We start from the raw sequence: 13,609 nt of genomic DNA, 5'->3' as shown, positions 1-13,609 counted from the left end.
GCTTTTAAAACGGTTGAAAAGTGATTAACAGAACTATGTAGAACAGCCTTTTATGAAGATTTTTACCGCTTGCTCTAAAGCGCAATCCAACTCTTCATCTAAAATCGTTTCACCAAACAAGGCTCTATGGATAAATGGACCTTTTACCATTTCTAGAAACTGTGATGCCGCAAGCCGCTCATCAAACAATGTGATACGGCCTGCATCGACATGCTTTTTCAAATAATTCGATAACATGCTAATGGCGACTTCCGGGCCAAACTTATAAAAGATCCGTTGGATTTCTTGTTGATCGACGTTGTTTTCGGTGATAACCAAACGGTAAATAGCAAGACCATCGGTAGATAAGGCCACACTCTGCAGATGCTTTCCAAACAAGAACAAACTCTGCTCCAAATCATCGTGCCAGTAATCACCATCACTATACTCGCTGAAAATTTCAAGTGATTTGCGTTTGAAAACCGCCTCAAACAACCCCAACTTATTGCCGAAGATTCGATACAGAGTGCCTAAAGAACCACCCGCCAAACGTACAATTTCATTCACACTGCTATTTGCATAACCGTGCGTTAAAAATAAATTTTCGGCAACTTCCAAGAATTTTTGTTGTCGTGCCAACCCCCTCTTGTTAGAGGGCTCAACGATATTTAATTGCATATTTTTAGGCATTGTTTTGTATTTCGATCCGCATGAAATTTTGACTTATTATACTTTAAATAACCCAGTTATTAAGATTGAAATAAAAGTGTAGTGTATGCTACACTTCTTTAACTATCCCACTATTTTGCAAAGGAAGCATTTATGTCATTAGCCGTTTTTAGCTCAAAAATTCGCCTAAAGATAGGAATTATTGGAGGCTTACTATTAGCGCCTTCTATTTTGTTTGCCGCACAGCAAGCACCGGCCAAACCAACCCTTCCTGTTGCCGTAAAAACCGTACATAAGCAAGATATTGCTGTTTATTCGGAATATTCCGCACGTACTCGTGCCACCCAACAAACCGAGGTTTATGCTCGTGTAAGCGGCATTCTTGAAAAGAAATTTTTTACCGAAGGGCAAATCGTTAAAGCGGGTCAGCGCCTCTACAAAATAGACGACCGCAAATACCGTGCATCAGTAGTTAAAGCCAAAGCCGAACTGGCTGTTGCCCAGGCCAACTACAATAAAGCCGAACGAGAATATAAACGTGTCAAAGGTTTATACAAAAATAAAGCCGTAAGTGAACAAGAGGTCGATAACGCACTCTCCGCTTTGGAATTGGCAAAAGCCACCATCGAAGGCCAAAAGGCGGCTTTAAACGAGGTACAAATCGATTTAGACTACACGGATGTCAAGGCGCAAATTTCTGGTGTTACGGGAATGAAACAACAAGATATTGGCAACCTTGTCGGAAGCACCGCAGAAAATGCTTTATTGACCACCATAACCCAACTTGAGCAAATTCATGCGGTTTTTGCGATACCAGATGCTAACTTCAGTCAAATGACGACCCTTTCTCAACAAGGCAAACTTGAATTGCTTGAACAAACCGAGTGGAAGGCTGAATTGCTTGATGCTCAAAACCAAATCATTGCCTCAGGTAAAGTCGACTTTGTCGGCAATCAAATTGATACCTCAACCGGTGGGGTGCAAACACGCGCCCTATTCGACAACCAAAAACTCCAACTGTTGCCTGGTCAATTTGTCCGTTTAAGAGTGACGAATGCGCTTCGCAAAAATATTTTTGTGATTCCACAAAAAGCGGTTTTACAAATGGGGCAACAAGCGTTTGTTTATGTGGTTAAAGACGGCATTGCCGATCTTTTACCGGTGCAATTAGCAGACCAACAAGGCGATAACTGGCTGGTGGAGTCTGGTTTAAAAGAAGGTGACCAAGTAGTACTTAACAACCTGATTAAATTACGTCCCAAAACGCCTGTACAAATCATGCCAGCAGACTCAGAAAAATCTCAGGCAGTTCATTAATTAAGCTCAATAAGAAAAATACAGTTTAATTGATTCTATAAAACGCTTTTAAGGATACCGCATGTTTTCTAAATTTTTTATTAACCGCCCTGTCTTAGCCTCCGTACTGTCGCTAATCATCATCATTGCCGGTTATTTGGCGATGAAATCGCTGCCTATTGCAGAGTACCCTGAAATCGTGCCTCCCCAAGTCGCTGTGACTGCCACCTACCCTGGCGCCAGTGCGGAAACCATTTCCGAAACGGTTGCGGCCCCGTTGGAGCAAGCGATTAACGGTGTAGAGAACATGCTCTACATCAACTCGGTAACCTCCTCGTCAGGAACCTTGACCTTAACGGTCACCTTTAAGATTGGTACCGATATTGAAGAAGCCAATATTAATGTCAATAACAAAGTACAAGGGGCTTTAAGCAAATTACCCCAAGAAGTCCAGCGGATTGGCGTGCAGGTCAACAAGAAATCATCAAGCATTTTAAAAGTCATTTCACTGTATTCGGACGATGCTAGTTTAGACACCGTATTCATTGCCAACTATGGTTTGATTAATGTTTTGGATGAATTGGCCCGTATTCCAGGTGTTGGTGAAGCGCGTCAATTCGGTTCAAAAGACTATTCGATGCGTATTTGGTTAGACCCGAATAAATTAGCGCAATACAAACTCACCCCCAATGATGTTTACCAGGCAATCCAATCACAAAACTCGCAATTTGCAGCGGGACGTTTTGGACAAGAGCCGATGGCAAACCCACAGGCTTTTACCTATACCGTTACCACCGAAGGACGTCTATCGTCACCTGAGCAATTTGAAAATATCATCTTAAGAGCGGCAAACCAAGGTGAAACCCTGCGTTTAAAAGATGTCGCCCGAGTTGAATTGGGAGCTCAAGATTACAGCTTTAACGCCACCTTCGACGGCAAGCCAACCGTACCGATTGGGGTGTTTTTAAAACCGGGGGCCAACGCCTTAGAAACCTCGGATCTGATCGACAACAAACTTGCCGAACTGTCGGAGTCTTTCCCAAAGGGATTGAGTTATGCGGTGCCGTATGACACCACCGAATTTGTGAAAATCTCTATTAACAAGGTCATCTACACCCTTTTTGAAGCTTTGATTTTAGTGGTGTTAGTGGTGTTTTTATTTTTACAAAACTTCCGCGCCACCCTAATACCCGTATTGGCTATTCCAGTATCGATTATCGGAACTTTTGTTGGTATGTATCTACTGGGTTTCTCCATCAATCAACTTACCCTATTTGGAATGATTCTGGCGATAGGTATCGTCGTCGATGATGCCATCATCGTGGTAGAGAACGTTGAAAGGATCATGCGGACCGAACAGCTTTCTCCTCGTGAAGCGACCATTAAGGCGATGAATGAAATAACCGGTCCGATTATTGCCATTGTTTTAGTTCTGGGAGCGGTATTCATCCCGGTCGCATTTGTCGGTGGTTTGACTGGACAGATGTACCAGCAATTTGCCATTACCATTGTGATATCGGTGACCATTTCAGGTATGGTCGCATTAACGTTAACACCCGCATTATGCGCCAATATTCTTAAAGCAGGTCATTTAGAATCCAACCGATTCTTCAAAGGTTTTAATCACTTTTTTGAAAAACTCACTAGAGGTTTCACCGCAGGTGTCAGAACCGTTATGCGCTACACCCTTATCAGCCTGTTGCTATTTACAGGCCTGCTGGCATTGACCTATCAATCTTTAAATGGTTTGCCAAAAGGCCTGTTACCACAAGAAGATAAAGGGACTCTATTTGTTTTAAACTACTTACCTCCTGCGGCATCGCTTTCTAGAACCGAAGTAGTTCGAGACCAAACATCCGAGGCCTTAACCAATCATCCAGGTGTTGCCCATGCAATCAGTTTTGCTGGTTTTGACTTACAAACCTTTACCCTCAAAACCAACTCAGCGGTTTCCTTTGTGAGTTTAGAGCCTTGGGATGAACGTCAAGCACCCGAGCTGAGTTCGCAATCGATTGTCGGCCAACTTTTCGGCAAATTAATGGCGATTCCGGATGCTTTCAGTATTCCCATCAGCATGCCGACCATTATGGGAATGAGCATGACCGGTGGCTTTGAAGCCTATCTGCAAAACCGTAACGGCGATGGTTCTCTAGCCCTTAACAAAGTCACTGAAGAGCTGATTGCAAAAGCCAGCGCACGTCCAGAACTTGCGTCAGTACGCACCACTTTTTCGACCAAGGTTCCGCAATACGAAATCTTGTTAGATCGTGAAAAAGCGCAAGCGATGCAAGTTCCTATCAATGATGTCTTTGCCGCCATGCAGGCCACATTCGGCAGTTTATATGTGAATGACTTTAACCTTTATGGACGTATCTATAAGGTGAACCTACAGTCTGAATCTAACTTTAGGGAAAAACCGGAAGACCTTTCTCAAGTTTTTGTACGCTCCAACAAGGGCGACATGATTGCCTTGAGTTCATTGGTAACAGTCAAACGCCTAACTGGAGCGGATGTTATTGACCGCTTCAATCTCTTCCCCGCCGCCAAGTTAATGGGAGAACCTGCCCCGGGTTACAGTTCAGGCCAGGCGATTCAAGCCTTTGAAGAAGCCGCTAAAGAAGTCATGCCACAAGGTTACTCTTTAGGCTGGGTCGGTGAAGCCTATCAAGAAAAGCAGTCTGCAAACACGGGCAATCAAGCCTTCCTATTCGGGCTGTTATTTGTGTTTTTGATTCTGGCCGCCCAATATGAACGCTGGTCAATTCCATTTGCCGTTTTGACGGCTGTACCGTTCGCTGTATTAGGCGCGGCGATTGCGGTTGGCTTGAGCGGATTACAAAATGATATCTATTTCGAACTGGGGCTCTTAACCTTAATTGGACTTTCTGCCAAAAATGCCATCTTGATTGTTGAATTTGCAATGCAGAAACGCAAAGAAGGCCTGTCATTAGCAGAAGCGGCAGAAATGGCTGCAAAACTAAGGTTTAGACCGATTGTGATGACCTCTTTGGCGTTTACGATTGCCGCTGTCCCACTCATTTTGAGTACCGGAGCCGGAGCCGCCGCTCGTGAGGCCGTCGGAACAGGCCTGGTTGGTGGCATGATAGCTGCGACCTTATTGGCGCCATTGTTTATACCGATGTTTTTCCGTTTGATTGCAGGATTTTCAGAACGTTTTAGCAAACAAAGCCAAAACACTCGCGACTTTGAACAGCACAAGGAGTCTAAATAATGAAAAAATTCATCACGATTTCTAGCCTTGTTCCTATTTTATTCATAGCTGGTTGCAGTCAAATCCCTAGCTATGAACACCCTAAGACAGAACTGCCAAAAACATGGCCATCTGAAAATGCCGGATTGGTGCTACAGATGAATGTCGATGACAAATCATGGTGGCAGCAACTGTCTGGCGATCAAAGTCTCCAAACGCTAATTGATGAAGCTTTAGAACACAATAGTGATATTGCTTTAGCTAAATTGAATTTACTACAAGCACAATCACTCTTGAAACAGAGCCAATCCTCGCGATTTCCTGAGATTGGCCTAACAGCGGGTTTGTCGCGAACTCAAACCAGTGATGAAGCCTACCCCCAGTTTACCCAAACCTCTTACGGCAATTTTTCACTTGGTACCTTGTTAAGTTATGAACTCGATTTATGGGGTAAGGTCGATGCATTAAATCAACAAGCTGAAGCCAATCTCAATGCCACTCAGGCTGATTACCAAACAGTCAAATTAACGGTCAGCGCCGCAGTGGCCAACGCCTACTTAAATTTAATGGCATTGAACCAAGATGTTGAACTTGCCGAAAACACGGTGCAATCTCGTAAAGAGGCGCTAGAACTTCGCCAAACCCAACTTGAATATGGCAGTGTCACACCTTTGAGTGTTCACCAAGCAGAAGCAGAACTGGCATCGGTTGAGTTAGCTTTTAATCAACAACAAGTACAACGTGACTTACAACTGCATGCTTTGGCGGTACTGGTGGGTCGCTCACCCAAGTCTTTAATGACAATGAGCCGTGAAACGCTGCAGACCAATAAACTGACCTTGATAGAAAGTTTACCTCTGCCGAATATCCTACCTTCTGAACTACTGGAACGCCGCCCGGATATTTTGGCCGCTGAGCAACGGCTTATTGCCGCTAATGCCAATATCGGCTTGGCGAAAGCCGCTCTATTTCCTTCCATAAGCCTAACAGGCCTGGTAGGTTTTCAAAGTGAGGCTTTAAACCGCCTGTTTGCAGCCGGTTCAAACAACTGGAATGCCTCGGCTGACATCAATGCACCCATTTTTGACTATGGACGTCGTCAAACTAATGTTGAGGTTTCAGAAATAGAAAAACAGGCGATGCTAATCCAATACCAACAAACGATTAGAACCGCTTTTAAGGAAGTATTGGATGCGATGACTCAACTTGAAGGCAGTTATAAACAACTGGAAGCACAGCAACACCAGGTAACGGCTTTACAACAAACTTTGGATTTGGCGCAAACTCGTTTTGATGCGGGTTATTCAAGCTACCTAGAAGTGCTTGATGCACAACGCAATTTATTTAGTGCCGAGCTGTCACAAGTAGCGGTTAAATTAACTTATTCAACCGCCTTGGTGAACCTTTATAAAGCATTAGGCGGCAACTGGGAAACCCAAACCGCCAAAAATCCATCGATTAAAGGCTAAAACCTCGGCCCCTAAAAACAAAAAAGCATCATTTGATGCTTTTTTGTTAATCTATTTTTAGTCTAAGAGTTTAACCTAAAAGCTTAACCTAAGAACTTAAGCCGTTAAATCAGATTGACGGAATATCATCATTGGGATACATCAGATTCGAATCGTCCTGCATCTCTTCTTGGAACTCCCCGACCTTACCTTCGGCAATATCACTACGCGCGAATTTCGCGATATGAAATAACGCTTCACCCTCATTGACCAAAGGCATGCACATTTGTCCGATAACGATACCGCTATTCGGAGAATAGACTTCAACCTCAACCTCTCCGAATGGATCTGAAACCACCCCAATCAAAGTTTTATTCGCCTCAACGCGGTAACCGTCCGACACCAATGATCTAAAGATTCCACTTTGTGGCGCTCTTATCCAAAAACTGGCACGAGCCACAACCGGCTTAATAATCTTATCGGTCTTCTTACGAGATTTTTGTAGCATCTCTAAATGGCGCATAACATTGATAATGCCCTGCACCCCCGCTCGAATCGAAACCTCATCGAAACGCAGAGCCTCACCCGCTTCATATAATAAGATAGGAATGCCTTGTTTGACCGCTGCCGCTCTCAAAGAACCATCTCGAAGGTTTGAATTAAGCATGACCGGCGAGCCAAAAGACTCCGCCATCGAGCGCACAATCTCATTATCTAAATCGGCACGGATCTGAGGTAGGTTGGTACGGTTAATCGCCCCCGTATGCAAATCAATCCCGTGTGTCGCCTTTTTAACAATCTCATTCAGAAAAATATTGGCCAAACGTCCGGCAATCGAACCGGATTTAGATCCTGGAAAACTGCGATTCAAATCTCGTCTATCCGGTAGATAGCGGCTGTGGTTGATAAAACCATGCAGGTTTACAATAGGTACCGTTATCAGAGTGCCTTTTAAACGCTGTAGCGATTTTACCTTAAGCAAACGTCGAATAATCTCCACACCGTTAAGCTCGTCGCCATGAATCGCCGCACTAATAAACAGAACAGGACCCGCCTGCTTACCGCACCAAACTTGAACCGGCATGGTTAATTCACTATGGGTATAGAGTTTTCCGACTTTTAAATCTATGGTTTTACGCTCGCCTGGATTGACGGTAACGTCGCCAATAGTGATCGGTTTGTTACGGACCACTTTACGAACAATGTTATTCGCTTTACCCTGCGGCATAAATTATCCGTGACCAACCGTACGGGTTCTATTGGTTTTTTTATTGGCATTCTTCTCGATAAACTCAATGACCATACCGGCGATATCTTTACCGGTTGCCCCTTCAATTCCTTCCAGGCCTGGTGAAGAGTTCACCTCCATAACGACCGGTCCGTGATTGGAGCGCAGTAGATCCACACCACAGACATTCAAGCCCATTGCTTTAGCGGCATTAACCGCTGTTGCTCGTTCTGCCGCAGTAATTTTGATTAACGAAGCGGAACCACCCTGGTGAAGGTTGGAGCGGAATTCTCCCTCTTTCCCCTGGCGTTTCATTGCGGCAATGACCTTACCACCTACCACAAAACAACGGATATCGGCACCGCCGGCTTCCTTGATGAACTCTTGCACAAGAATATTGGCTTTGAGGCCGTTAAACGCTTGGATTACCGAAGACGCGGCCGAATGGGTTTCCGCCAACACCACACCAACTCCTTGAGTCCCTTCCAGCAGTTTAATAACCACTGGCGCGCCACCGACCGTTTTCAATAAATCATCCACATCATCAGGAGAGTGTGCAAACCCGGTCACCGGCAAGCCAATTCCTTTGCGTGACAACAGCTGCAAACTTCTTAATTTATCTCGAGAACGGCTGATTGAAACCGATTCATTTAATGGGTAAACATTCATCATCTCAAATTGACGTAATACAGCGGTACCGTAAAAAGTCACTGAAGCACCGATACGAGGGATAACCGCATCGAACCCTGTTAACACCTCACCTTTATAGTGGATTTCTGGGTGAACCGAGTTGATGTTCATATAACAACGTAACGCATCAATAACGCGAACTTCATGTCCACGTGCCTCAGCCGCTTCAACCAAACGACGTGTTGAATAGAGTTTTGGTCCTCGAGATAAAATGGCAATTTTCATTATTTTTTTCCTTGTAAATAAGATTTAGCCGGATGAACTACCAATCCCGCCTGTCGTAAAGCAGTACGCCCCAATAACATCTTGAATGCCATCGTATCCCTGCTCGTCAATGAAACCGGCGCCATAATTTTATGTTCACCTATCTCAATCAATGTTTCAATAAAATATCGGTTGGTCACATTTCCACCAGAATCCGTGACATCTCTAATATCTTGGACCTTGGCCTCACAAGTTTGAATCTTTGACAAATCATGTTCATCGATATGAATACTAAACCGTACCCACAATTCACCGTCATGTTCAAAAGTAGACAAATCAAAGGTATGCAAAGCGGAATTTTTCGCCCCAGTGTCAACCTTACACTTCAAACGTTTAATTCCTAATTCAGGTAGTTTAACCCACTCTCGCCAACCAACTCGTTCAGACATTATATAGCCCTTTTAATTCAGAATCAGTATGGTTGCCAATCCTAAGAAAGATAAAAATCCAACCACATCCGTTACCGTCGTTAATATAACCGCTCCCGACAAAGCGGGATCTTGACCTAATTTTTTCAATACCAGTGGCACAACCACACCGGAAACCGCTGCAGCCACCATATTAATCAATATCGCTAAGCCGATGACCGTGCTGATCATAACGTCATCAAACCAAAGATGGGCAATCACCGCGACCACCAAAGCCCAGACCACGCCATTGATTACGCCAATCCATAACTCCTTATTGAAAAGCCACTTACGGTTGGAACCACCAATTTTGCCCATGGCCAAGCCGCGAATGGTTAAAGTTAATGTCTGACTTCCTGCAATACCACCCATACTGGCTACCACTGGCATTAAAACGGCCAATGCGACCACTTGTGATAATACCGCTTCGAAATTTCCAATGACCCATGCGGCTAAAAATGCGGTAACCAGATTAATACCCAACCAAACCGTTCTGCCACGAACACTCGATTTAACCGGAGCGAACAAGTCTTCGTCCTCATCCAAACCCGCCATATTCATCACGGTCTGTTCAGATTCCTCCAAAGTCAACTCAAAAACATCGTCGGCGGTTAACTGACCGACCAATACGCCACAGTCGGTGACAACCGGCGCAAAATGGTGGTTTTTAGAGCGAATATATTTCGCCGCATCCATCGCGCACATTGTATCAAGCACACTCTCGGGAGGCTCCATAATTTCCACCACCAATGCATCCGGATCGTTCTTGAGCAAATCAATGACATGTAAGGTTCCAACCAGTCGATTATCCGCATCCACCACCATTAACTCTAAGGTGTTTTTTTGAATTTCATCTTTCATGCGCAAAAAGCGCTGTACGACTTCCAGTTTGACATTCTCTCGAATACTGACGGTATCGGTATGCATGTAACGCCCAACCGCATCCTCTTCATAGGCGAGAACCCCTTGAACTTCTTCGCGGCGTTCCTCATCCATCTGCTCGATGACGTCCGCACCGATTTCCTCAGCTAAACCATCTAAGATTTCAGCCGCATCTTGGGCATCCAAATCCTTGGTGATTTCAGCAATTTCTGCAACTTCAACCCCCGTCAAAAGGCTGTTACGAACCTCTTCATAAAGATCCGCCAAAACCGCACCGCGTATCTCATTAGGAACACATTCCCATAGTTTCTTACGCTGTTCGTAAGGAAATGATTCTAAGGTATGCGACAACTCATGCTGGGTAAGTGTGCTAAATAATTCACACACTTGATTCTCTTGCTGTTCACCCAAAAGTTCTTGGATATAAAGAAGTTTCTCCTCAGTCGTTACGACATTTTCTGGAAATAAATCATTAGACATCGTCTTCCCCTTTTTCGTTGTCTGACTTATGAGAATCGTCCAACATAATAGCCCATATTTTATCTGCGCGATTGCCCTCTAAACTTTTTACCGTAAACTCCCAACCTTCATACACGATCTTATCGCCGATCTTAGGAATTTCACTCAATTCGGACATAATCAAGCCAGAAAGCGTGCTCACATTGTGAACCACGTTCAATTTACAAGCGGTCTGCTTTTCAAAATCGTGTAACGCCGTTAAACCGTTCACTTCAAAACCAACGGTAAACTTTAAACGTTTAATGGAACTCTCTTCATCATCGAGTTCATCGGCAATCTCGCCGACAATTTCTTCGATTAAATCTTCCAAGGTGATAATCCCCGATAAAGCACCATATTCATCCACCACCAATGCCATGTGGTTACGCTCACTGCGCATTTGATCAAACGCTTTTTGCAACCCCATGAATTCAGGAAGAATCAAACTCTTGCGCGCAAGTTGCTCAATATCCAAGGTACGTTCCACCTCGATATTCAAGTTGCTATGCAATAAATCTTTAACCAGCAACATCCCGACAATATCATCCAAATTACCACGTACAATCGGAAAACGTGAGTGCCCCAATTCAATGATCTGTTTTTTTATCTCTTCAGGGTCGCTATCGATATCAATCCAGTCGATTTGGCTACGTGGCACCATAATGTCACGCACGATACGGTTATCAAAAGAGAACATGTTTTGAATCATATCCGCCTTATTGCCGTCCAAATTACCGTGAACCGAAGAGGCCTCAATCATCTCACTCAACTCTTCATCGCTAAAAATCTCTTCATGAGTCGCTTCTTTAACCCCCATGGAGCGCAAAATACTCGAAGCAGACCAGTTCAAAGCCTTAGTCAAAGGATAACTAATAATAAAAAAGCCATGTAGGGGAATCGCTACCCACATGGATACTGGCTCCGGCTTTCTAATCGCATAGGTTTTTGGCACCTGTTCACCAATCACGATATGCAGTGATGAAAAAAGGATGAAACCGATCAGGAATGCACTGAAATGCAAAATCTCTTCGGGCATGCCTAAAGAGTGAAACAACGGTTCGAGCACCTTAGCGACCGCTGGCTCTCCCACCCAACCCAAGCCAAGTGACGCCATGGTAATACCCAACTGACAAGCGGCTAGATAAGGCTCTAAATTTTGCTTAATCCTTAAGGTTAAACGAGCCGACACCCCACCTTCTTTTGCCAAGTTTTCAACCCGTAAGGTACGAACCTTTACCAAGGCAAACTCTGCGGCAACGAAGAAACCATTGGCAATCAGAAGCAGCACAATCACAATTACACTCGTAGTCAAACTTTCCATTGTATTTTTTCCTTAAGTGGATAAAGTAGCTCACCGGCTATTAAGACTCTATTTACAACATAAAAGTCACGACTTTTGTGACTATTATTGAAATTCAAATGTCATATTGAAGATGGAAACAGAAAATCACCTATTAAACGAGCTTAGTGACGATGAACTGACTTCTCTCGCTAAACGACAACTTCCACATGTTACTTTGGCATTTGAAGAGTTGGTTAAACGCCATGAGAATAAGGTTTACGCTATTTGTTTACGTTACTTCGGTTGCCCTGAAACCGCCGAAGAGGTTTCACAAGAAACGTTTATCAGGGTGTTTCAGCAACTTATAAATTTCAGGGGCGATTCTCAGTTTTCTACTTGGTTATACCGCATTGCGCTTAATCTTTGTCATACCGTAGCTCAAAAAAAATCATTTGTTAATAGTGAGCCGTTAGAAAACTATTCGGATGATATCCAGTTAAGCGAAGAGTTTACATGTGATGATGAAGAACAGTGTGTCCAATATTGTATTAATCAACAAAATGAACAAGAAAAAGCCATGATTAGCATGCGTTTCAACACCGAACTAAGTTTACAAGAAATTGCCGATATTTTAGACATTAAGCTGAGCGCGACAAAAATGCGATTGTACCGTGCGATGGAGAGCTTTAAAACACTTTATGAGAAATATTGCACATGAACCATCCCCATGAAGACGACAAATTAAAAAAGCTGTTGAGTATTGATGAAAAAAATCATTCTCATAAAGAACGTACCGCCATGATTATCCAAGGTGTGCATTGGCTAACCCTCATTCAAGAGATGCTTATCCTCTTTATTTATAAAATCCCGCTCGCCTGTTTGAGCTTATTGCAAACCGTTTCAAACCAAAAGGAATCAAAATGAATATCAGTTCGGTAAAGGATCAAATTGAATACACCTGGGGAGATGCATACCACAATTTTTTAGCTGTGCTTCCAGACATTATCGTGGCGATTTCATTATTAATTATCGGTTATCTAATCGCCGTTTTCATCAAAAAGATGGCCATAAAACTATTTAAAAAACTTAAATTTGATTGTGCGGCAGAGCGCATTCAATTAACCAAAAAGCTCAACGCGATTGGCATTAAACAGACTGCTTCAGAGTTGTTGGCAGGCCTATTTTTTTGGCTGATTATTTTCTTTACCTTAATTACCGCTGCCGAATATATCGGTCTAACCGGTTTTGTAGAAACCTTAACCACCATCGCCATGTATATTCCTAAATTGATGGCCGCGTTGATTATTTTGGTCGCGGGTCTGTTGATCGCCCATTTTATGCGCAATGCGCTAAAAAACAGTTTAAAGAACTTTATACCAGCTGCGGCAAATCTTGTAGCCAGCTTTATCTACAGCCTAATGGTGGTAATCATCGTCTTGACAGTTTTAGAGCAATTAGATTTCGATACCAATTTAATCCAAATGATTATCTTGGTGGCTTTTACCAGTTTTGCTTTAGCGGTGGCTTTAGCCGTTGGAATCGGTAGCGCCCCTCAATTTAAAAAAATCCTCGCCAGTTACTATGTTAAAGAAAATCTTCAAGTCAGTGACCAGGTTTCAGTGCAAGGCAAGACCGGTGTGGTTTTACAGATCAACAGCAGTAGCACCGAGATTAAAGTGGATGATGAAATCCTAGTCGTACCCAATGACCAACTACTCGATCAAATTTACACTAAACAAGTAAAATAGAGTCTTA

Annotated in this window: 12 protein-coding genes; 6 read left to right on the top strand and 6 right to left on the bottom strand. The window is 43.5% G+C overall.

Features of this window, described 5'->3' with window-relative positions:
- Positions 1-33: 33 nt before the first annotated feature.
- A complete protein-coding gene (locus L6421_RS02005; protein ID WP_237262357.1) occupies positions 34-657 on the bottom strand; it encodes a TetR/AcrR family transcriptional regulator in 624 nt (207 codons plus the stop codon).
- Between the two features lie 144 nt (positions 658-801).
- On the opposite strand from L6421_RS02005, the gene L6421_RS02000 reads away from it, so the two are divergent.
- The 3 genes from L6421_RS02000 to L6421_RS01990 all read left to right on the top strand — a co-directional run bounded on the left by L6421_RS02000 (position 802) and on the right by L6421_RS01990 (position 6,624).
- Entirely contained in the window at positions 802-1,965 is a 1,164-nt protein-coding gene (locus L6421_RS02000; RefSeq protein ID WP_237262344.1) for an efflux RND transporter periplasmic adaptor subunit, read from the top strand.
- 61 nt (positions 1,966-2,026) lie between these two features.
- Positions 2,027-5,176: an efflux RND transporter permease subunit gene (locus tag L6421_RS01995; RefSeq protein WP_237262336.1), complete on the top strand. Its 3,150-nt coding sequence runs from the start codon at positions 2,027-2,029 to the stop codon at positions 5,174-5,176.
- Entirely contained in the window at positions 5,176-6,624 is a 1,449-nt protein-coding gene (locus tag L6421_RS01990; protein WP_237262328.1) for an efflux transporter outer membrane subunit, read from the top strand. Before L6421_RS01995 ends, L6421_RS01990 begins: the two co-directional genes overlap by 1 nt.
- A 109-nt stretch (positions 6,625-6,733) precedes the next feature.
- Here the strand turns inward: L6421_RS01990 and L6421_RS01985 are convergent, their stop codons facing one another.
- Genes L6421_RS01985 through L6421_RS01965 form a run of 5 tightly spaced genes read right to left on the bottom strand, consistent with a single transcriptional unit; the run spans position 6,734 to position 11,893 of the window.
- On the bottom strand, positions 6,734-7,831 hold the full coding sequence (locus tag L6421_RS01985; RefSeq protein WP_237262318.1) for a succinylglutamate desuccinylase/aspartoacylase family protein: 1,098 nt from the start codon (positions 7,829-7,831) through the stop codon (positions 6,734-6,736).
- A gap of 3 nt (positions 7,832-7,834) precedes the next feature.
- A complete protein-coding gene (gene rimK / locus L6421_RS01980) occupies positions 7,835-8,746 on the bottom strand; it encodes a 30S ribosomal protein S6--L-glutamate ligase (protein WP_237262310.1) in 912 nt (303 codons plus the stop codon).
- Positions 8,746-9,174, bottom strand: a complete 429-nt coding sequence (locus tag L6421_RS01975; protein ID WP_237262296.1) for an ATP-dependent zinc protease family protein — start codon at positions 9,172-9,174, stop codon at positions 8,746-8,748. Before L6421_RS01975 ends, rimK begins: the two co-directional genes overlap by 1 nt.
- Positions 9,175-9,186: 12 nt before the next feature.
- The gene (gene mgtE / locus L6421_RS01970; RefSeq protein ID WP_237262295.1) at positions 9,187-10,554 is read right to left on the bottom strand and encodes a magnesium transporter; all 1,368 of its coding nucleotides are present in this window, start codon (positions 10,552-10,554) and stop codon (positions 9,187-9,189) included.
- Positions 10,547-11,893: a hemolysin family protein gene (locus L6421_RS01965; protein WP_237262294.1), complete on the bottom strand. Its 1,347-nt coding sequence runs from the start codon at positions 11,891-11,893 to the stop codon at positions 10,547-10,549. Before L6421_RS01965 ends, mgtE begins: the two co-directional genes overlap by 8 nt.
- 112 nt (positions 11,894-12,005) lie before the next feature.
- Here L6421_RS01965 and L6421_RS01960 point away from each other — a divergent pair, with 112 nt between their 5' ends.
- Genes L6421_RS01960 through L6421_RS01950 form a run of 3 tightly spaced genes read left to right on the top strand, consistent with a single transcriptional unit; the run spans position 12,006 to position 13,602 of the window.
- Entirely contained in the window at positions 12,006-12,572 is a 567-nt protein-coding gene (locus L6421_RS01960) for an RNA polymerase sigma factor (RefSeq protein ID WP_237262293.1), read from the top strand.
- Positions 12,569-12,778 (top strand): hypothetical protein, encoded by a 210-nt coding sequence (locus tag L6421_RS01955; protein WP_237262292.1) that lies wholly within the window; start codon positions 12,569-12,571, stop codon positions 12,776-12,778. The genes L6421_RS01960 and L6421_RS01955 overlap by 4 nt, the downstream gene beginning before the upstream one ends.
- Positions 12,775-13,602, top strand: coding sequence for a mechanosensitive ion channel family protein (locus L6421_RS01950; RefSeq protein WP_237262291.1), 828 nt, complete (start codon positions 12,775-12,777; stop codon positions 13,600-13,602). The genes L6421_RS01955 and L6421_RS01950 overlap by 4 nt, the downstream gene beginning before the upstream one ends.
- Positions 13,603-13,609: the final 7 nt, after the last annotated feature.

Source organism: Thiomicrorhabdus immobilis (assembly GCF_021654855.1).
Lineage (GTDB): Bacteria > Pseudomonadota > Gammaproteobacteria > Thiomicrospirales > Thiomicrospiraceae > Thiomicrorhabdus > Thiomicrorhabdus immobilis.
Note: the sequence above shows the minus strand (reverse complement) of the source record. Positions and strands in the feature narration are given on the sequence as shown.

Coding starts and splice junctions, on each gene's coding strand:
- L6421_RS02005 (WP_237262357.1), bottom strand. CDS start 657: ATGCAATTAAATATCGTTGAGCCCTCTAACAAGAGGGGGTTGGCACGA.
- L6421_RS02000 (WP_237262344.1), top strand. CDS start 802: ATGTCATTAGCCGTTTTTAGCTCAAAAATTCGCCTAAAGATAGGAATT.
- L6421_RS01995 (WP_237262336.1), top strand. CDS start 2,027: ATGTTTTCTAAATTTTTTATTAACCGCCCTGTCTTAGCCTCCGTACTG.
- L6421_RS01990 (WP_237262328.1), top strand. CDS start 5,176: ATGAAAAAATTCATCACGATTTCTAGCCTTGTTCCTATTTTATTCATA.
- L6421_RS01985 (WP_237262318.1), bottom strand. CDS start 7,831: ATGCCGCAGGGTAAAGCGAATAACATTGTTCGTAAAGTGGTCCGTAAC.
- rimK (WP_237262310.1), bottom strand. CDS start 8,746: ATGAAAATTGCCATTTTATCTCGAGGACCAAAACTCTATTCAACACGT.
- L6421_RS01975 (WP_237262296.1), bottom strand. CDS start 9,174: ATGTCTGAACGAGTTGGTTGGCGAGAGTGGGTTAAACTACCTGAATTA.
- mgtE (WP_237262295.1), bottom strand. CDS start 10,554: ATGTCTAATGATTTATTTCCAGAAAATGTCGTAACGACTGAGGAGAAA.
- L6421_RS01965 (WP_237262294.1), bottom strand. CDS start 11,893: ATGGAAAGTTTGACTACGAGTGTAATTGTGATTGTGCTGCTTCTGATT.
- L6421_RS01960 (WP_237262293.1), top strand. CDS start 12,006: ATGGAAACAGAAAATCACCTATTAAACGAGCTTAGTGACGATGAACTG.
- L6421_RS01955 (WP_237262292.1), top strand. CDS start 12,569: ATGAACCATCCCCATGAAGACGACAAATTAAAAAAGCTGTTGAGTATT.
- L6421_RS01950 (WP_237262291.1), top strand. CDS start 12,775: ATGAATATCAGTTCGGTAAAGGATCAAATTGAATACACCTGGGGAGAT.